The 20421-nt window shown below is 39.0% G+C and carries 22 protein-coding genes; 18 read left to right on the top strand and 4 right to left on the bottom strand.

Annotated elements, in window-relative coordinates; all coding sequences use genetic code 11:
* Positions 1-167: 167 nt before the first annotated feature.
* The 10 genes from M3610_RS20340 to M3610_RS20295 all read left to right on the top strand — a co-directional run bounded on the left by M3610_RS20340 (position 168) and on the right by M3610_RS20295 (position 9768).
* Positions 168-1352 (top strand): MalY/PatB family protein, encoded by a 1185-nt coding sequence (locus M3610_RS20340; protein WP_251461920.1) that lies wholly within the window; start codon positions 168-170, stop codon positions 1350-1352.
* 59 nt (positions 1353-1411) lie between these two features.
* Entirely contained in the window at positions 1412-2851 is a 1440-nt protein-coding gene (locus tag M3610_RS20335) for a sigma-54 interaction domain-containing protein (RefSeq protein ID WP_251461917.1), read from the top strand.
* Between the two features lie 208 nt (positions 2852-3059).
* Positions 3060-4538, top strand: a complete 1479-nt coding sequence (locus M3610_RS20330) for an amino acid permease (RefSeq protein ID WP_098576035.1) — start codon at positions 3060-3062, stop codon at positions 4536-4538.
* Between the two features lie 99 nt (positions 4539-4637).
* Positions 4638-5015: a RidA family protein gene (locus M3610_RS20325; protein ID WP_098576034.1), complete on the top strand. Its 378-nt coding sequence runs from the start codon at positions 4638-4640 to the stop codon at positions 5013-5015.
* 90 nt (positions 5016-5105) lie between these two features.
* Positions 5106-6101 (top strand): D-cysteate sulfo-lyase, encoded by a 996-nt coding sequence (gene cuyA / locus M3610_RS20320; RefSeq protein WP_251461915.1) that lies wholly within the window; start codon positions 5106-5108, stop codon positions 6099-6101.
* Between the two features lie 119 nt (positions 6102-6220).
* Positions 6221-6994: an amino acid ABC transporter substrate-binding protein gene (locus M3610_RS20315; RefSeq protein WP_251461913.1), complete on the top strand. Its 774-nt coding sequence runs from the start codon at positions 6221-6223 to the stop codon at positions 6992-6994.
* An 11-nt stretch (positions 6995-7005) separates the two neighbouring features.
* A complete protein-coding gene (locus M3610_RS20310) occupies positions 7006-7689 on the top strand; it encodes an amino acid ABC transporter permease (RefSeq protein WP_251461911.1) in 684 nt (227 codons plus the stop codon).
* A gap of 20 nt (positions 7690-7709) precedes the next feature.
* Positions 7710-8177, top strand: coding sequence for an ATP-binding cassette domain-containing protein (locus M3610_RS20305; RefSeq protein WP_396953661.1), 468 nt, complete (start codon positions 7710-7712; stop codon positions 8175-8177).
* A 271-nt stretch (positions 8178-8448) separates the two neighbouring features.
* Positions 8449-9375, top strand: a complete 927-nt coding sequence (gene trxB / locus M3610_RS20300) for a thioredoxin-disulfide reductase (RefSeq protein WP_251461909.1) — start codon at positions 8449-8451, stop codon at positions 9373-9375.
* 57 nt (positions 9376-9432) lie between these two features.
* The gene (locus tag M3610_RS20295; RefSeq protein WP_251461908.1) at positions 9433-9768 is read left to right on the top strand and encodes a thioredoxin family protein; all 336 of its coding nucleotides are present in this window, start codon (positions 9433-9435) and stop codon (positions 9766-9768) included.
* Positions 9769-10040: 272 nt separating this feature from the next.
* Here the strand turns inward: M3610_RS20295 and M3610_RS20290 are convergent, their stop codons facing one another.
* The 4 genes from M3610_RS20290 to M3610_RS20275 form a co-directional block, all read right to left on the bottom strand.
* Entirely contained in the window at positions 10041-10850 is an 810-nt protein-coding gene (locus tag M3610_RS20290; RefSeq protein ID WP_251461906.1) for an AAA family ATPase, read from the bottom strand.
* A gap of 53 nt (positions 10851-10903) precedes the next feature.
* Positions 10904-11467: a helix-turn-helix domain containing protein gene (locus M3610_RS20285; RefSeq protein ID WP_251461904.1), complete on the bottom strand. Its 564-nt coding sequence runs from the start codon at positions 11465-11467 to the stop codon at positions 10904-10906.
* A gap of 22 nt (positions 11468-11489) precedes the next feature.
* The gene (locus M3610_RS20280) at positions 11490-12041 is read right to left on the bottom strand and encodes a recombinase family protein (RefSeq protein WP_251462032.1); all 552 of its coding nucleotides are present in this window, start codon (positions 12039-12041) and stop codon (positions 11490-11492) included.
* A gap of 337 nt (positions 12042-12378) precedes the next feature.
* The gene (locus M3610_RS20275; RefSeq protein WP_251461901.1) at positions 12379-12933 is read right to left on the bottom strand and encodes a helix-turn-helix domain-containing protein; all 555 of its coding nucleotides are present in this window, start codon (positions 12931-12933) and stop codon (positions 12379-12381) included.
* Between the two features lie 114 nt (positions 12934-13047).
* Here M3610_RS20275 and M3610_RS20270 point away from each other — a divergent pair, with 114 nt between their 5' ends.
* The 8 genes from M3610_RS20270 to M3610_RS20235 all read left to right on the top strand — a co-directional run bounded on the left by M3610_RS20270 (position 13048) and on the right by M3610_RS20235 (position 20379).
* Complete coding sequence (locus tag M3610_RS20270) at positions 13048-13635, top strand: LysE family transporter (protein WP_251461898.1); 588 nt, start codon at positions 13048-13050, stop codon at positions 13633-13635.
* 9 nt (positions 13636-13644) lie between these two features.
* Entirely contained in the window at positions 13645-14028 is a 384-nt protein-coding gene (locus tag M3610_RS20265) for a Rid family detoxifying hydrolase (protein ID WP_251461895.1), read from the top strand.
* 222 nt (positions 14029-14250) lie between these two features.
* Positions 14251-14418 carry an aspartyl-phosphate phosphatase Spo0E family protein gene (locus M3610_RS20260; RefSeq protein WP_251461890.1) on the top strand — a complete coding sequence of 56 codons (168 nt, stop codon included), beginning with the start codon at positions 14251-14253 and terminating at the stop codon, positions 14416-14418.
* A gap of 40 nt (positions 14419-14458) precedes the next feature.
* Positions 14459-15757 (top strand): aminotransferase class I/II-fold pyridoxal phosphate-dependent enzyme, encoded by a 1299-nt coding sequence (locus M3610_RS20255; protein WP_251461888.1) that lies wholly within the window; start codon positions 14459-14461, stop codon positions 15755-15757.
* Positions 15758-15932: 175 nt separating this feature from the next.
* The gene (locus tag M3610_RS20250; protein ID WP_098576026.1) at positions 15933-16520 is read left to right on the top strand and encodes a cysteine dioxygenase family protein; all 588 of its coding nucleotides are present in this window, start codon (positions 15933-15935) and stop codon (positions 16518-16520) included.
* A gap of 239 nt (positions 16521-16759) precedes the next feature.
* Positions 16760-17209 carry a YaiI/YqxD family protein gene (locus tag M3610_RS20245; RefSeq protein WP_098576025.1) on the top strand — a complete coding sequence of 150 codons (450 nt, stop codon included), beginning with the start codon at positions 16760-16762 and terminating at the stop codon, positions 17207-17209.
* A 302-nt stretch (positions 17210-17511) separates the two neighbouring features.
* On the top strand, positions 17512-18696 hold the full coding sequence (locus M3610_RS20240; protein WP_098576024.1) for a sulfite reductase subunit alpha: 1185 nt from the start codon (positions 17512-17514) through the stop codon (positions 18694-18696).
* Between the two features lie 501 nt (positions 18697-19197).
* Complete coding sequence (locus M3610_RS20235) at positions 19198-20379, top strand: glycine C-acetyltransferase (RefSeq protein ID WP_251462029.1); 1182 nt, start codon at positions 19198-19200, stop codon at positions 20377-20379.
* Positions 20380-20421: the final 42 nt, after the last annotated feature.

Here is a 20421-nt window from a genome sequence, read left to right as displayed (position 1 = left end):
TATTATGAAAACGTTTATTAAACTAACACTCGCAGTATTCGGAATTCAATTAAAAATTTTATAAAAATAAGGCGATTTTATAAGGGGAATAAGTTGGCATGAAAATTGCTTGTATAAATGACGTAATGAGTTTATGCATAAGCAAACATGAAAAGGAGAGATACTTCATGAAATATAATTTTGACCAAGAGATTTTTCGCCGGGGCACGGATTGTGAAAAATGGGATCATCTTAAAAATCAATTTGGCGAAAAGGATGTTATTCCGATGTGGGTGGCCGATATGGATTTCCAGTCTCCCCAACCTGTCATCGAAGCATTAAAACAGCGGGCAGAGCACGGTGTTTATGGCTACGGGCTTAGATCAGACTCGTATATGGAATCCATTGTTGACTGGATAAAAAGAAGACATCGATGGTCCGTTGAGAAAGAATGGATTACCCACAGCCCAGGTGTAATTCCGGCCTTATCGCTTGCGATTCAGTCCTTTACGAAGCCAGGAGATAAAATTATTATCCAACCGCCTGTATACCATCATTTTGCCCGTGTGATCCAAGCGGCCGGCCGTGAAATTGTCAGCAATCCGCTTATGCTTGAAACTGGGCATTATTCCATGGATTTCGAGGACTTAGAGGCAAAGATAGATGCAAAGGTAAAAATGTTAATCCTGTGTAGTCCTCATAACCCCATCGGAAGGGTATGGAGCAAAGAAGAATTGACGAGGTTGGGACAGCTTTGTATAAAGCACAACATTCTCATTATAGCGGATGAAATTCATTTTGATTTTGTCTTTAAGACACATACTCACATTCCTTTTGCTTCTATTTCAGAAGAGTTTGCGAATCATTCCCTTTCCTGTATTGCGCCAAGCAAAACTTTTAACCTAATGGGTGTGCAGACGTCGAGTATTATTATTCCAAATCAGCAACTGCGCGATAGGTATAATCAGGAACTTCATACATTATCCATTGGCTCGCCAAACATATTTGGCGTTGTTGCGTTAGAGGCTGCTTACCGCTATGGAGAAGAATGGCTGGAACAGCTCCTAGAATATTTGCAGGAGAATCTGGAGTACACTCTAAATTACTTCCGCAACAACATCCCGCAAATCAAGGTCATCCAGCCAGAAGGCACATACCTTGTATGGCTGGATTGCCGAGAATTGTGTTTTTCAGTTAAGGAACTGGATGAATTTATGTTACAGAGGGCAAGAGTTGCAATGAACGGGGGCCACATTTTCGGTAGGGAAGGGGAAGGATTTATGAGGCTAAATATTGCTTGTCCGCGTTCGATGTTAAAAAATGCGCTGGGTGGAATAGAAAACGCTGTCGCTTCTTTATGCAAGGTTCATTAAGTTACTTTTGTTGATGCTTATTATTCTAAATGAAGAACGCTATAGGAAAGGAGGATTATATGGCAGGCTTTATTGGCATACAGCAGTTTATTCAAGACTACACGGAGAACACGGCAGAAATCCTTGGTTTGGATATAACTGTACTTGATGAAAAGGGCGTTCGCATTAGCGGGACCGGCTATTATAAAGAGCTTATTGGCAAAGCGGCTCCGGAAGGCTCCTTTTTCAAAATGATATTGGAAACTGGAGAGCCTGGAGTAATCTACAATGTAAAAAAAGATGAATCCCAATGTATGAAGTGTCAATTCGTTAATCAATGCAAAGAACTCGCCACCATTGGATTTCCTATTGTAAAGCAAGATAAATTAGTTGGCGTCATCGGCATAATTGGTTTTTCTCATAAACAAAAGGAAAAAATGATTATAGAATCAGAGAAGCTGATACGTTTTTTAAGCAATGGTAGTACATTGTTAGGCAATAAATTATCGATGCTGGAACTTGGTAAAGAAAAGGGATGTAAAATTCAAGAGGATATCCCGGTCCCCCCAAATACCATTTCTTTTGAAAACATTCTTGGTAAAGATTCTGGGCTTCAAGATGTGATTAAAAAAGCAAGAAGGATTATAAACAGCCCATCCACTGTCCTGATAAGGGGAGATAGCGGTACGGGGAAGGAATTATTATCCAAAGCGATTCATTATGAAAGCAAGCGCCGGGCGTATCCATTTGTAGCAGTCAATTGCGCCGCCATACCTGAAAGCTTATTGGAAAGTGAGTTGTTTGGTTATGAGGGGGGATCATTTACCGGTTCAAACCGGAATGGGAAAATAGGAAAATTCGAATTAGCGGACAATGGAACCATTTTTCTTGATGAAATTGGGGATATGCCTCTATTCTTGCAACCTAAATTATTACGGGTTTTACAAGAAAGAGAGATTGAAAGAATCGGTGGAAAAAAAGCAATCGGGATTAATGTACGGGTGATTGCGGCTACTCACCGAAACTTGGAAGAAATGGTGCAGAAGGGCACTTTTCGCGAGGATTTGTACTATCGTCTCAATGTCATTCCCCTTCATACTAAATCCTTACAAGAGCGGCGTGATGATATTGCCTTGTATCTCGACCATTTCATTCAAAAACATTGCAGGATCATGCGAAGGTCTCCACTGAGTCTTGACCCTATGCTTGAGCGATGGCTTATACGCTATGATTGGCCGGGGAATATAAGGCAGTTGGAAAACGCCGTAGAATATATGGTCAATATGGCTGAATCAGATGTGATCGGCTTCCATGATGTACCTGATTATATACTTCAACAGGATCGTCTCTCTGTCGAGAGTAGAGGAATGAGTTTAGAACAAATGATTTCAGAATATGAAAGAGATGTAATCCAGAGCTACTTCTTAGCTGAAAAATGTGATAAAGAACAAATCGCCCGAGAACTACAGATTAGCCTGTCTACTCTTTATCGAAAATTGGAAAAATATAATTTATGTTAACTTCATTCAAATGGTAATTGAAATTGAAAGCGGGAAAGTGCTTCGATCATTTTCCCGCCTGGATTTTTAGAGAGGGGTGAGGACAAAGGAATCAGGTAAAGCTATGTTTTAAAATAACTGAAATTTCTAAAAAGACTCATGAGAGATCAACAGTCAGAGGAGACAATACAATTTGCATTTGAACTATGAGTAAATAGGGGGACATGCTATGGCGAAATTAGAAGCTGAGCTAAGTAATGTAATAGAAGAGCGAAATTCAAAAGGATCATTACAACGGAAGCTGAAATCTAGACATTTAACGATGATGGCTATTGGGGGCGCTATTGGAACGGGATTGTTTGTATCCAGCGGATCAACGATTAGCACTGCAGGGCCGGGAGGAGCGCTTGCTGCATACATTCTGGTTGGCATTATGGTCTATTTTGTCATGAATAGTTTGGGAGAGCTATCGGCCTTTTTACCGGTTCCAGGGGCCTTTGACATTTATGCCTCAAAGTATGTTGATCCTGCGTTTGGCTTTGCGTTAGGCTGGAACTATTGGTATACAACCGCGATTACGGTTCCTGCTGATTTGGTGGCCTCTACCCTTATAATGAAGTATTGGTTCCCACACGTACCTTCTCTCTGGTGGAGCGCACTATTTCTGGGGTTGCTGCTAATCTTAAATATTTTATCAGTCAAGGCATTTGGGGAATCTGAATATTGGTTTGCCGGTATTAAGGTCATCTCGATCATCGTGTTTCTCGTTATTGGGGTTGCTATGATTTTTGGAATTATGGGAGGACAAGCGGTCGGATTCAGTAACTTTACCCAAGGAGATGCTCCTTTTCATGGAGGGCTTATATCTATCTTTAGTGTAATGCTCGTCGCTGGTTTTGCATTTCAGGGAACCGAAGTAATTGCGACGGCTGCTGGTGAAACCGATAATCCTTCGAAAAACGTACCAAAAGCGATTCGTTCAATCTTTTGGCGAATCCTTATCTTCTACGTATTAACGATTTTTGTAATTGGCTTGATTATTCCCTATACAGATCCGAACTTACTTAAATCCGGAGTTAAAAATGTTTCTATCAGTCCCTTCACGCTCGTTCTTCAAAGAGCTGGTCTGGCATTTGCGGCCTCAGTTATGAATGCCGTGCTCCTTACGTCTGTTTTATCGGCAGCTAATTCAGCAATGTATGCGTCTTCACGAATGCTATGGGCATTGGCGAAAGAAGGAAAGGCACCACGTATCTTTGGACGGCTTAACCGGAGGGGAATTCCCATGTTGGCTCTGTGTACGACGGCGATTTTAGGCCTTATCTCCTTTTTGGCTTCCCTTTTTGGAAATGGTTCGGTTTTTATTTGGCTGGTAAATGCTTCAGCTCTTACCGGATTTATCAAGTGGTTAGGTATTGCCGTAAGTCATTATCGTTTTCGTAAGGCATATGTGGCACAAGGAAGAGATTTAAATGAATTGCCGTTTAAAGCCAAATGGTACCCGCTGGGTCCGGTTATCACGCTGTTATTTTTTGTGGTTTTCATTCTTGGACAGCATCTTTTTTCCGGACATCAAGTAAGCTGGGCAGAACTTCTCGCGACATATATTGGTCTTCCTATTTTCTTGCTTCTCTGGCTTGGTTATAAATTCATTAAGAAAACAAAAGTTGTTCCACTTATGGAGTGTGATTTTGAACGCAAAGAATAGCAGGGAAAGCTTCATGTAATGTAAAGCGCATATTTTTCAGAGGAATAGTAAACTCAATTCCGTTTAATAGGATTACATAAAAAAAAAGAGGTGGTTTTTATGTTAAAAGAAACAATCATGACCAAACAAGCTCCCAAGGCTATCGGCCCTTATTCACAAGGTATTAAAGCAGGAAATGTAGTGTATACGTCAGGGCAGCTCCCGATCCATCCGGAAACCGGAGAAATGCCTGATAATATTGAGGAACAAACAAGGATGTCACTCGAGAATCTCAAGCAGGTTATAGAAGCGGCGGGAGCAAGCTTACAGCAGGTAATAAAAACAACGGTTTTTTTAAGCGATATGAATCATTTTGCCACGATGAATCAAGTATATGGTGAATTTTTTTCCGGGAATTATCCAGCTAGAAGCGCGATTGAAGTTGCTCGTTTACCAAAAGATGCTTTGATTGAAATCGAAGCAGTTGCTATGACTTAATCATAATAATTGAAAAGAGAACGTCAGATTGATACTCTCTTTTCTTAATTTATATATGGCTGTAAATAGAGGATCCAGGAGGAGATTAATATGAATTTAGCACAATTTTCTAGACAACGATATACACCAACATATACACCCATTGAGAAATTACATCATTTTTCTGAAGTTCTGGGCGGCCCTTCGGTTTATATTAAACGAGATGATTTACTGGGGCTGACGGCCGGTGGAAATAAAACAAGAAAACTAGAGTTCCTCGTGGCCGATGCATTGGAAAAAGGCGCGGATACGTTAATTACATGTGGAGGCATTCAATCAAATCATTGCCGTTTAACGCTTGCCGCTGCCGTTAAAGAGAAAATGAAGTGTGTTCTCGTATTGGAAGAGGGGCTTTTAACAAATTCTGAGCCGGATTTTAATGGTAACTATTTTCTGTATCATTTACTGGGCGCTGAAAAAGTCAAGGTTGTACCTAATGGGACAGACTTGATGAAAGAAATGCTGGAAGTAGCAAAAGAGGTAACGAATGAGGGAGGTAAACCTTATATCATTCCGGTTGGGGGATCGAATGGTATTGGGGCAACGGGATATGCTGCTTGCGCTCAGGAGATTTTGGCACAGTCCTTTGATCAAGGAGTCAATATGAATGCTGTTGTTTGTGTAAGCGGCAGCGGAGGAATGCATGCGGGTTTGGTGACTGGCTTTTATGGAAACCAAAGTAAAATACCGGTAATCGGAATGAACGTAAGCAGAGGAAAAGTGGAACAAGAAGAGAAAGTTTTTCAACTTGTTAAAGAAACTTCAGCACATATAGGCATTCCAAATTCAATCCCTGGTGAGGCTATTACGTGTTTTGATGAATATGTCGGACCAGGCTATGCTTTACCTACGCCTGAAATGGTGGAAGCGGTCAAGCTCATGGCAAGAACAGAAGGAATTTTGCTGGATCCGGTATATACAGGTAAAGCAGCAGCGGGACTCATTGATTTAATACAAAAAGGCACTTTTAAGCCGGACGATAACATCCTGTTTATACACTCTGGCGGAGCCTCAGCGTTATACGCCAATACTTCGCTCTTTTATTGAAGTTTAAGAGGGAACTGCAACTGAGTTTTCCAGGAGAACATTTGAACGCATTACAAAGGGGGATATTTTTATAAAAAAAGAGTTTAAAAATAGTCGCTTTTTCGTTACTCGTTTCACTTATGTTAACTGCATGTGGAAAAACTCAAAATCAAGCAACCACTCAAACGGATAATCAGGCAGCTGGGAGTAAGAATCTGCTAAAGCAAATTAAAGCAGATAGAAAAATTAAAATTGGAACAGAAGGAACGTATGCACCGTTTAGCTACCATGATGCTTCAGGAAAATTAACTGGTTTTGATATTGAAATCGCTGAGGAAGTAGCGAACAGACTTGGTGTGAAACCAGAATTTATTGAAACCCCATGGGACGGTATATTTGCAGGACTTGATTCGAAGCGATTCGATATCATTGTTAATCAAGTTGGAATACGTCCTGACCGTCAGGAAAAATACGATTTTTCAGAGTCGTATATTGTGTCAAAACCCTTCTTGATTGTTCACAAAGACAATGAAACTATTAAATCATTTGCAGATTTGAAAGGAAAAAAAGCAGCTCAGACACTAACTAGTAATTTTAAGGATATAGCACTATCCAACGGTGCTGAGATTGTGGGGGTCGAAGGATTTAATCAATCCGTTGATTTAATACTTTCAAAACGCGCTGATGCGACTGTAAATGATGGATTGTCCTATCTCGATTTCAAAAAACAAAAGCCTGATGCACCTATTAAAGCTGTAGCAGAGCTAGATGAACCGGCACAAATGGGAATTATGCTTAGGAAAGGGAATAAAGAATTGGTAGAGGCGATAAATAAAGCACTTTCCGATATGAAGAAAGATGGTACGTATTTAAGCATCTCACAAAAATACTTTGAAACCGATGTTTCAAAATAAGGAGTGTTCCAATGTTTGCTGATGAAAGAATGCTGCGAATTATTGACATCATTGTAAACTCATTTTTACCGATGTTAAAAGCAGGGATCGCTTTTACCGTACCATTGACACTTATATCTTTTTTTCTGGGACTCATTCTTGCTTTGCTTACAGCACTGGCTCGAATCTCGGGAATTCGGGCTCTCGACGCTGTTGCAAGATTTTATGTATGGGTAATTAGGGGAACGCCTCTGCTGGTTCAATTGTTTATTATTTTCTATGGTCTTCCAAGTGTTGGGATTACAATTGGTCCGCTGCCATCGGCTATTATCGGTTTCACTATTAGTGTTGGCGCCTATAACTCAGAGATTATTCGCGCAGCTATACTTTCAATTCCCAAGGGTCAATGGGAGGCCGCTTACTCAATTGGGATGAGCTATCGTCAAGCATTAAAAAGGATTATTCTTCCGCAGGCAACAAGGGTGTCTGTCCCACCCATGTCAAACAGTTTTATTAGCTTGGTGAAGGATACATCATTGGCTGCTACCATAACAGTGACCGAAATGTTTAGAATCGCGCAGCAAATTACAGCAACAACCTATGAACCATTGGTACTATATTGTCTAGCAGGATTTATTTATTTGATTTTCAGTACAGTTCTTTCTAACGCTCAAGGACGTATGGAAAAACGACTTGATCGATATGTAGCGGGCTGACTTGATAGGGGGATATTCAAGTGATTGAGATAAAGAACCTGCATAAGAAGTTTGGGCAAACAGAGGTTTTAAAGGGAATCGATTTGAAAATAGAGGAAGGCAATACGGTTTGTATTATTGGGCCTTCGGGATCAGGCAAAACAACTTTGTTACGCTGTTTGAATTTACTGGAAATGCCTACAAAAGGAACTATCAAGCTTGGAAAATATTCTTTGGATTTTCGGGATAAAAAACAAGTTCCAAAAGATAGGATTATAAAGTTCCGTCAACAAACAGGTATGGTTTTCCAAGGTTATTATTTGTTCCCTCATATGACTGCACTTGAAAATGTTATGGAAGGTCTCTTAATCGTTCGTAAGCAAGACAAGGAACTTTCACGTACGAAAGCTCTTCACCTGCTAGAAAAGGTAGGATTAAAGGAACGGGCAAACCACTACCCATCAATAATGATAAAAGCAAACAGAAGTCGCTCTGTTTGCTTTTTTTAACTAAGTTCTTGGGGAACTAAGACATTATCATTGTTAAACTATTCTTCCTATCTCGTATTGGATGCTATTTCAGCTAAATTAATATCTTCAAAGAATGTCTGAAGATGTTTTTCTTAATCTTGAAAATATTTTTCTCAATCGTAATAGATGTGGGACTGATTGATCTATAGATCGGTTGTAAAAATAGCGTTATTACAGGGATGGAAAGTTGGCATAAAAATTGCAAATAAATATTTATGACTAAGAGATTAGCACAACGAGGAGGTAAGTGATGTATAAAACCGTTATTTTAGGAACTGGCCCTGCTGGGCTGACTGCAGCAATCTATCTAGCACGTGCTAACCTAAGTCCTTTAGTCATCGAAGGACCTGAACCAGGGGGGCAATTGACATTGACAACAGATGTTGAGAACTTCCCTGGTTTTCCGGAAGGGATTATGGGACGAGAGTTGATGCAGAACATGCGAAGGCAAGCTGAGCATTTTGGAGCAAGGTTTAAAAGGGGGTGGGTTAAAAAAGTCGACTTTTCAAATAACCCTTTTACCTTAACGCTGGAAGGGATAGGGGAGCTCAAAACGCAATCATTAATCATCTCAACGGGAGCTTCTGCGAAACTTTTGGATATTCCAGGGGAAAGGGAAAATATTGGCCGTGGGGTAAGTACCTGTGCAACGTGTGATGGATTCTTCTTTAGAGGAAAGAAAATTATCGTTGTCGGTGGCGGAGATTCAGCTATGGAGGAAGCAAATTTTTTAACGAAGTTTGCTTCGGAGGTTCGTATCGTGCACCGCAGAAAGGAGCTTCGTGCTTCCCAAATTATGCAAGACCGTGCCAAAAATAATCCAAAAATTACTTGGAGTTTAAATTACATTCCTGAAGAAGTGATGGCAGGAGAACGACATGTTACTGGCTTGAAAGTAAAAAACAGTGAAACTGGAAAAAACGAATTTCTGGAAACTGATGGTATTTTCATGGCAATCGGGCATAAACCGAACACATCTTTTTTAGACAATCAAATCAAAACGGACGATATGGGATATATCATTGTGAATCCTGGTACAACAGAAACAAATATTCCTGGTGTATTTGCCTGCGGGGATGTTCAAGATCATAAATACCGCCAAGCCATTACTGCTGCAGGAAGTGGTTGTATGGCCGCGCTGGATTGCGAAAGATACCTTGATACAATTGCGTTTTAGTAGTGGGAACTATCAAAATAAAACATTTGAGAAGAAAATATAGGGAGGATTTTAATTATGAAAGAGATCAAAACAAAACAAGAATTTAATGAGGCGATTTTATCAACAAAACCAGTAATGGCCAAATTTTATGCTGAATATTGCCCAGACTGTCAGCATACCGATTTATTCATGCCGATTTTGGAAGAAGCATATAAAGAAAAAGTAGATATGATCGCAGTAAATCGAGAACATTTTCCGGAACTACTAGAAAAGCTAGATGTGTACGGAATCCCAAGCTTTATTGTTTTTAAAGGCGGGAAGGAACTTAATCGCTTTGTTAGTAAACTCGGAAAAAGCCAGGAAGAGGTTGAACAGTTTCTCAACCAAATCTTAGAGGAAAGTAGAAAATAAGAATGCATTAATCTGAAGCCAATAAATATTGAGTAGTCACCCAATATTTATTGGCAATATATTCGAGAGTATCGATTGTATTGACATGTTTTTTGTATAGGCACTATTTTGACTCTAGGTCTAGAATCACCATATCTAATGTACATTTAGGGGGAATAAAAAATGGAACTTATGTGTCACTTTTGGAGGTAATTTGCACTTGTTTTAAGTGCTATTTTGCACATCCAACTTTAAAAACCCAGCAATCTCACATAAGAAGCTGGGTTTCTTCATTATTTACGTCCAATCACTAAGCTATTTCGTGCAACCTCTACGACTTCCGTGGTAATAGATGTAAGATGGTTGATTTCGAGAATACGTTCAATTTGAGTAAATAGCCGGTGAATAAGTCTAAAATTACCGTTTGTAATTTTCATGATATTAGTAAGTGCCTCATAGTCGGAAAAGTCCTCCCGTTTGATGGAGATGCCTAGTTCATCCCATTTATATTCTAAAATATGGTGCATCTCGTCTTTACTGAGTTTCTGAAATTCGTGAGCAAAACCGATACGAGAGTAAAGTTGAGGGTAACGCGCTAACCTTTTTTCAATCCCTGGCATTCCAATGAATATCATAGCTACGTTATGTTGATCATAGATATCACGAAGTTGTTCCAAATGTTGTAGTTTTAATCGATCGATTTCATCCACTATAATTAAGTTAATCCCCTCCAGAGCATAAGAAGTGGTCATTTCTTTCTCACCAATACTTTTCCGATAGACGTCTTTTACTATATTTAATCGTATCCCCATGTCATGAATGGCACCGGTTAATTTCGTTGCATTGAAGGAAGGGGCCGTATAGAAAAGTGTATGACAATCTAAGATTTTATTATCAGTACGAGCATCTATCAATTTAACATTTTCATAATTGATTTGCTTTTCGAGATAATCCCACTGGGCATACTGTCTAGCTGATATTGTTTTCCCGACACCTGGTAGTCCATAACAAATGCCCATATATTGATACTTGATACAGGCGTCACAAAACTCGGAAAATTTCTTATATTCCTTCGTTTCAATAAATATTTGTTTGTTATTCATTGAAATACCTCTTTAATTTTGACTTCAATGACTTAGGTAGCTCTGAATCTCCTTCATATTGGCTTTGTTTGGACTGAACAACTTCTTTCATTGAGCACAAGAATATCGAGTAACGTATGGTCAGCTTGCCAAATCTCATTAGGATATCTTGCTTCTCTTCGATGAATTAAATCAAATTGATTTTCGTATGCTTTTGGGCCATCATGCGCTAATTTCTTCAAGCTTTTCGAAAGGGATTGCGAAACCATATACACTTGGTAATAACTCGGTTGCTGCGAGCTTTGTTTCTGAAATTGCTCACAGATCATTCGATGAATAGACGTCAGTGAATTCCTTTTATACTTTAAAATTAGTTGTTCAATCGCTATGACAATCTCCGGATCTAAATGTATTTTGCCAGCATCACTTCTTGTTTTTCGAATTAACCCTGTTAATCCAAATTGTTCATAGTCCCGAATCCAGTATTGTAGCGTTCTTTTTGCGATGCCGGTTTCTTCTACAATAACAGTCAATGTTTTCTCAGAGCGAAGGTACGGAGCAATAACTTGATACTTCGTCATCGCTGCTTGTCTTTGTTCTTCAGAAAAACATGTTAATGAAGGATGTTCATTCTGCATAGATATCAACCCTTCCGATTTACTATCTTTCTAAATATCGATAAATCGTTGTGCGAGACACACCCCACTTTTCAGCAACATCTTTTATTGGTGTGCCACTTTCAATTAAAGCCTTCATCATTTCAATATCTTTTGGTCCATACTTCTCAGGACGACCACCAAGACGACCACGTGCTCTTGCAGCTGCTCGTCCTGCAGCCGAGCGTTCCTCAATCAGATTCCGTTCAAATTCTGCAAAGGCTGCAAATAAATGAAACATCAATTGCCCCGTTGCATTGCTTTTGTCCAAGGTCAAGTTTTCTTGTAAACTGTGAAAGCCTATTCCTCGTTCGTTCAATGTATTTACAATTTGTATTAAGTCTTGCATGTTGCGACCAAGACGGTCTAATCGCCAAACGACAATTGTATCTCCTTCACGTGCATACTGAAGTGCTTCCTCTAACCCTGGACGCTTCTTTTTTGTCCCACTCATTTTATCGTGAAAGATTTTCACACAGCCATGTTGCGTTAACGCGTCCATTTGTAAATCTAAATTTTGTAATCCTGTTGACACACGTGCATATCCAATTAACACCAAACTCACTCATTTCTCATTCTTCCTTTGATTTTAGTGTAACATAAGATAAATAATAATAGGTTAATAGACATAGAATAATGAACAGAGTTTTGTTGCATTTTTGATGATAAAAAGCGTCCCTTTCGAAGTAAAAAGGAGCGTGTTCAGAAAAGGGAGAGTTTTGTAACAAGCAGGAAATTCTATAAAACGGAAATGGAGTTTATGAGTGCTTTTTTAATTTTATTCATCAATCCGGGCCATTTAATGAAACAAGAATCTCAAGCATAATTGAAGAAAAAAGATAATAAAACAGACCCCCTTGGTAATTTTGAAAGGGGGTCTTCTTAATTATTCTCTAAATTGGATAATGAATCACCATGCTTATCCTTGTAATTGTATTTCCGGAGTTATGGTAAACATGGGGCCTATCAGCTCTGAAGCGTATGGAATCACCATTTTTTACTGAATATTCTTCATTATCTATACGGATAGTCAATTCCCCATCAAACACTGTAATAAATTCCTGTGTACCTTCCCTATGTGGTTCAGCACTCAAATAAGCACCTCTTTCCATCTCTACCGAATACATTTCAAATCGTCTTCCATCTTCAAAAGGAAAAAATGGATACAGTCTGTATTTTCCGTTATCTTCATTTAACTCCTGAATCTCATTTTTGAAAACGATAACTGTATCTGGTTGCGGCTCATTAATAAGGGAAGTAAAAGAAACTTTTAGTCCGTTAGCTATTTTCCATACGGTGCTAATAGATGGATTTGATTCCCTCCGTTCTATTTGCCCCAACATGGTTTTACTTACACCTGTCATCTCAGCAACCTTATCGAGACTAAGTTTTTTTTGTTCCCGAAGGGTTTTAAGGTTATTTGCAAGTACAACATTGATGTTTTCCAAAAAATATTCACACCTTTCTATTGTGCATTATAACGTCTATATTGTATAATCAAAGAGCACGAACGTTAAAACGTACATTTTGTACAATTATAACATATAAGGAGTGGATACCAAATGCCATTAGTTCCGTTTTTGCTTTTTGTTTTTGTTACTAGCTTTACACCCGGCCCCAATAATATCATGGCTATGTCAAATGCAAATAAATATGGATTTAAAAGGTCTCTCAATTTTGTTTTTGGAGTAGCTATCGGTATGTTGGTTATAATGCTTTTTTGTGGTTATTTCAATCTTCTATTGTATAGTTTCATACCTAAAATTAAGTTTGTGATGAGTATTTTGGGCAGTTTGTATATGATTTACCTTTCATTTAAAATAATGAAGAAAAAAAAGCAGAATAAAGGTGATGATGATGAAAAGTTAAATTCGTTTTTATCTGGAATGCTGTTACAATTTATCAATTTCAAGGTAATTTTGTACGGTATTACTGCTATCTCCCTTTTTATCATCCCATTTTACAAATCAAATATAAGTATGATTTTATTTTCGGTTGTTCTAGCTTTTGGTGGATTTGCGGGTACCTCGTGTTGGGCGATTTTCGGGTCATTGTTTCAAAAATTCCTATCAAAATATGAAAAACCATTTAATGTAGTGATGGGTTTAATGCTCATTTATAGTGCAATCTCAATTTTATTTGAAGGGTAGGAACAAAGAATGATTAGAAAACTTATCGAAACCAAACATGCACCACTGCCAGTTGGTACGTTTTCTCAAGCGATAATCGCAAATGGCTGGCTTTACGTGTCTGGGCAGCTTCCCCTCAATCCCATCACGGGTACACTCGTTGAGGGTGGTACACTTGAACAAACAAAGCAAGCGCTCCAAAATGCTCTAGCCATTGTTGAAGCTGCGGGCTTAACGGTAGATGATGTAATAAAGGTAACCATTTTTCTTCATGACATGGACAGCTACTCGAAGGTGGATAATTTATATCGGGAGTTCTTTAGTCAGCCTTATCCAGCTCGTTCATTAGTTCCAATGGGAAACTTGGTTAGAGGCGGTGAAGTGGAAATTGAAATGATTGCTGTATTTCCATAACGCGAGGAATACTAACTTATCGCGATCCCCTAATATGTCGAAGTATTCCGCAATCGGGCGCTATTGCTGAACAACGAACAGACCGATAAGAATAGTTCTATAAATAAGATTGGATGTAAATAATTAAGAAACCCATCTATTTTCCTCAGTGAAGATAGATGGGTTTTTAAGTGCAAAATATCGCTTAAAATACGTGCAAAATAACTCCTAAAGTGACAACTTATGAAATATGTGAAGGAATACAATCATCTAAAAGTCAATATGGAGAAATCAGGATTCATGTATGGACTGTGTGATACAAGAACCATTAAATATAGTCAAGACTTAGATGTATTACTTAACAAATTAATGGAAATTAGATATCCAGGATTAAAGAAAAGAACGAATTAAATGAAGCCAGACAATTGCTAATAAAAGGAAGGCGAATAAAGTGCTAAACCCATTGGCTTTAGAATTAAATCAAGTCATTGAAGAACGCAATAAACCAGTATATGAGATGTTGTCATTGTTGGGAAAATCATTGTATTTTCCAAAAGGGATTGTCAGCCAGGCTGGAGAGGCAAAGGGAAAAGCAGACCGATTCAATGCAACAATCGGGATGGCTTCAGAGGGTGGACAACCAATGTATTTAGATGTCATCCACAAGAACCTCTCCTCCTACGATCCGATAGACCTGTATCCATATGCACCAACGGCAGGAAAACCAGAGTTGCGTGAAGTTTGGAGAAAGAAGCTTCTTAAAGATAATCCTTCCCTTGAAGGAAAGGAATTTGGCACTCCGATCGTGACGAACGCGCTGACCCATGGATTGAGTATCGTATCCGACCTGTTTGTCGAAAAGGGGGATCCTATTTTACTACCAGATAAGTATTGGGATAATTATCATATAACATTCAACGTCCGCCGCGGCAGCCATACAGTGACCTATCCATTATTCACCAAAGCAAACCTATTTAATGGAAAAGGTTTGCTGGAGGCCCTTTTATCCTGTAAGAGCGGAAAAGTCATCCTGGTGCTTAATTTCCCTCATAATCCAACAGGCTATACTCCGTTGGAAAAAGAAGTGGAGGAAATCCTTCATGCCATCAAGCAGGCAGCGGATCTGGGGATTAACATTGTTGCTGTTATTGATGACGCTTATTTTGGATTATATTATGAAGATTCAATCAAAGAATCTATATTTGCTCGTTTAGTAGGGTTACACCCTCGTGTCCTCCCCATTAAAATTGATGGGGCAACCAAAGAAGAATATGCTTGGGGCTTTCGTGTTGGGTTTCTCACATTTGGAATCCAAGATGCTTTGGTTTTGGAAGCGCTGGAGAAAAAGACGATGGGTTCCATTCGTAGTACCATTTCTTGCAGTCCCCACCTTTCCCAAACAATCATTTTGGATGCCTTGTTAAATCCCGAATTTGAAGTGCAGCGCAGACAGAGAAATAAGGTTATGGAAGCTAGGGCGAAACGAGTCAAAGAGATTTTAGCAGACGGGAAATATGCGGATGCATTCGAACCCTATCCATTCAATTCAGGGTATTTCGTGAGTCTTCGAATCAAGCATTCCGATGCAGAAACGCTGCGGATCCATTTGCTCAAGCGGTACGGAGTGGGGACTATCTCCCTAGCCAAAACGGATCTTCGAATCGCATTTTCCTGTGTTGAATTAACTGATTTGGACCTGCTTTTTGAACTTATCTATCGGTCATGTAAAGAATTAGAATCCATAGTGTAATAGAGACCCTTACATAAGGTCCTTTTTCTTCCTTGGTATTATCGGAAATGTTTTTCAGACCTGAGATAAAGATTTCTCATATTAAAGAATTAACAAAGGTATCCATAGTGGTTATGGAAAGGTTTATCCCATAATTTACAATAAGAAATTATCCTTCATAGGAGGACAATGTATCATGACAAATCAAACGACGGAATATACTCTGGTCGACTTTATTCGAGATATGACATGGATCATAGAGAGAAATGAGAGTGAGGCCGTTCGGGTGGCAGAGGCAGAGCGTTTGCTCGGTGAGCTGCTTCGTACCACATCCTGGCTCTCACCCGAAAAGTGCAAGCCCAGCTCGGAAGGTTATGCCCGCCACTCCCTATATTGTGATCCGCAGGATCGTTTTGAGATCATTGCACTTGTCTGGAAGCCGGGGCAGAAAACGTTACTCCATGATCACGATGGTACTTGGGGAGCCGAAGGGGTTGTGGCTGGACAGATCAAGGTGACGAACTATCTTCGAGTGGATGAGATTTCAGAAAGTGTAGTAAAGCTCAGGCAAACGGATACATTGATTGTAAATCAGCAAATGACTGGCAAACTCCTGCCCCCAGCGGATTGTCATATCCTTGAAACCCAGGGCGATCAAACGGCAGTAACCATCCATGTTTATGGAAAACAACTCCGTAAGTTTCGGGTATTTAAACCTTTACAACAAGAAGGTATTTTTTCAGCCCACGATTCCTTTTTAGGATATACCCCAGGGCCAATCTAAGTTTATAAGGTATGAAGTTACTATTGTTGAGAAAGAAGCATTAATTCGTTTTAATAAATCCTGATTAACTAAATTAATGTTAATTAGGATTTTTCTAATTGGCTGGTAATTTCTAAACATACTGGATGTTAGGTACTATACAAAGCAAAGCACCGTACTTCTGATTCCATAGTTTGACAAAAGCGTAATTTACCAATAGTATCACAAGTAATTCGAACTTCTTTATAGGAGAGATAAAGATGAAAATTTATGTAGATGCGGATGCTTGTCCGGTAAAAGATATTATTATATCGGAAGGAGGAAAAGCAGGAATTCCTGTTATCCTTGTTACGAGTTTTTCGCACTTTTCTAATGCGGAACAACCTTCAGGAGTGGATATTATTTATGTTGATTCTGGAGCGGATGCTGCCGATTATCGGATTATGAAGTTAGTCGAATCAGGTGATATGATTGTTACGCAAGATTATGGATTAGCATCGCTAGGTTTACCAAAAGGCTGTATCGTCCTTCACCACAAAGGATTTAGGTATACCAATGAAAACATTGATCAATTATTACAAACACGATACTTAAGTGCAATGGCTCGAAAAGGCGGAAAGCGGACAAAGGGACCAAAGCCGTTTACGGCAGAAGATCGGGAGCAATTTAGGAGGCTTTTTAAACAAGCTATTTCTAAAAAAAATAACTAAATCTATCGTTTAAAATTTTAGCCATATTCAATTACCTGATATAATCATTAATAAGGCAAGTACAATCGCTGGAGTAAATATTTCCTTACTATTGCTATTATCTCCAATCTATCGATTTTATCATGTTGTAATTATATATATTTGCTAACTTTATTTTAAAAACTTTGAAATAAAAGCTCTTACCCATTTTAACTTTAATTGGGAAATTCATTTGGAATTGGAAAGAATATTGTGAAAAAATATACATCTAATTTCCAAAATTAATGTTAAAATGTATATATTACTTTTGGAGGTTAAGAACCATGCAAAAAACATTGGATAACACAAAGACTGACCAAAAAGACAAACAAGTTCCAACAACATTTTCACGAACAAATCCGTTTCAAGCAAAAATTCTTAAAAACATTAATATAAATGGTGCAGGCTCTAGTAAAGAAACAAGGCATATTGAGTTATCACTAGAAGGGTCGGGGCTTTCTTATGTGCCAGGTGATGCCCTTGGTATTATTCCTTCAAATGATCCAGAACTTGTTGCTTCCCTGCTTGAAGAGATGCACTGGGATGAAGCAACGCCTGTAACAATCAATAAGCAAGGTGAAACACTTCCACTAATGGAAGCGTTAACTACCTATTTTGAAATTACACTGCTATCTAAAAAGGTCTTACAGCAGGCAGCTGCCTTTACAGAAAACGAAGAGTTACAAAAGCTCATCCAGGTTGAAAATGCAGCCCAATTGAAGGAATATTGCTATGGGCGGGATTTACTTGATATGGTACGTGAATTCGGTCCATGGAAAGCAACTGCTCAAGAATTTGTCTCTATTTTAAGAAAAATGACGGCGCGGCTCTACTCGATTGCGAGCAGCATTGCAGCGAATCCAGAGGAAGTTCATTTAACTATCGGTGCTGTACGCTACACAGCTCATGGACGCGACCGTAAAGGGGTTTGCTCTGTGTTATGTGCGGAACGTGTGAATGAAGGAGATACGCTTCCAGTTTTTATACAAGCAAATAAACATTTTCATCTGCCAGAGTCTCAAGATACTGATATTATTATGGTTGGACCTGGGACAGGTATTGCACCATTCCGTTCTTTTATACAGGAACGTACAGTGAATAGAGGAACAGGCCGTTCGTGGCTATTTTTTGGGGACCAGCATGCAGCTTCTGATTTCCTTTATAAAGATGAGTTGGAACAATATCTGCAAGAGGGAGTACTTTCTAAATTAGATACGGCCTTCTCTCGCGATGGCGCTCAAAAAGTATATGTTCAACATAAAATGCAAGAACACAGTAAAGAAATATTCGAGTGGCTGCAAACAGGTGCTTATTTCTATGTGTGTGGAGATAAGGAATACATGGCGAAGGACGTCCATGAAACACTTACTAACATAATTGAGAAAGAGGGTTCCATGAGCCGCGATGAAGCAGAAGCGTATCTGAAAGATATGCAGAAGCAAGGGCGTTATCAGCGTGATGTGTATTAAATGGTAAGTAAATATATTTACAAACGACCTTTGTCCCGTTCGGTATGAAGGTTGTTTGTCCTGTTTCAGGATTAATGTGAATTTGTTGCTGCCCAATAGATTTTCCAAAAGCAAAAAATGATTTCTAGCCAGCCTTAATGAACCCTTTATTTCTCTATCTTTCTTTAATCGAGGCATTAGTCTGAATGATTCGTCTTTTTCTAACAGTATTGACACTTTTCCGACATAATTATAGAATAGCACTGAACATATGAATCAACTAAACAAGTTTATTATGACACATCCAATTCAATAGCATAACTTCATTCGGTCAAAAAGTACGATTTGAAAATTTAGGGAGTAATTATTTATTGAAAACTAATTGCTTTTTTTTGGAAGGTGGCTGAAATCGCTTTCAAGTAAAGCGGTATTAAAATGATGTTCCCGATAAAAAATACGAGTAGTTGTTATGTGAAGAACCCTTAGTAAGGTAATTTAAGAGGAGGAATTATTTTGGCGAAAATGGTTTTAAAGGACTTCTTAACACCCCAACTGAACGAGTTGAGGGAAAATGGTCTTTACAATGTTATTGATACTGTAGAAGGACCCAATGGCCCTATAGTTACCATCAATGGCAAATCACTAATCAATATGTCATCCAATAACTATCTTGGTCTTGCCAATAATGAAAGAATGAAGCAAAAGGCGCATGAAGCAATCGATAAGTATGGGTTGGGAGCAGGTGCAGTCCGTACAATCAATGGTACATTGAGCATTCATAATGAATTAGAGAAAACAATTGCCAAGTTCAAACATACCGAAGCGGCAATTGCCTTCCAGTCGGGGTTCAATTGCAACATGGGTGCTATTTCAGCTCTTATGACTAAGAAGGATGCTATTCTCTCGGATGAATTAAACCATGCATCGATCATTGATGGATGCAGATTATCTGGAGCGAAAATTATCCGCGTCAAACACCAGGACATGGACGATTTACGCCGAGTTGCGAAAGAAACGATTGAAAGCGGCTTATACGAAAAAGTCATGTACATCACGGACGGAGTTTTCTCAATGGACGGTGATGTAGCAAAGCTTCCGGAAATCGTTGAAATTGCTGAAGAGTTTGGGTTAATCACATATGTAGATGATGCTCATGGCTCAGGTGTAATGGGTAACGGTGCTGGTACAGTCAAGCATTTTGGCCTCTCAGACCGAATTGATCTGCAGATTGGGACCCTTTCAAAAGCGATTGGCGTCGTTGGCGGATATGTAGCAGGGTCAGAGCAATTGATTGACTGGCTGAAAGTCCGGGCACGTCCGTTCCTGTTTTCAACTTCATTGACTCCTGGCGATGCTGCCGGTTGTATTGAAGCGATCAATATTATGACTGAATCGACAGAAAAAGTTGAAAAGCTTTGGGAAAACGGAAGATATCTAAAAGAAGGCTTAAAGAAACTTGGTTTCGATATTGGCCATTCCGAAACTCCAATTACTCCATGCATTATCGGAAAAGAAGATCTTACCCAATTATTTTCTCGCAGGCTGATGGAAGAAGGCGTGTATGCAAAATCGATTACCTTCCCAACGGTTCCTAGAGGTACAGGCAGGGTTAGAAATATGCCTACGGCTGCACATACCAAGGAAATGCTCGATGAGGTTCTGGCAGTTTATGAAAAAATTGGCAAAGAGTTGTCTATTATCTAATCATTTAAAATTTTACAAAGAATAACAGAATACTAGAATCAA

It is taken from the genome of Neobacillus sp. MER 74 (genome assembly GCF_023714155.1).
The sequence above is the reverse complement of the archived record's forward strand: the minus strand, read 5'-3'. Positions and strand labels throughout refer to the sequence as shown.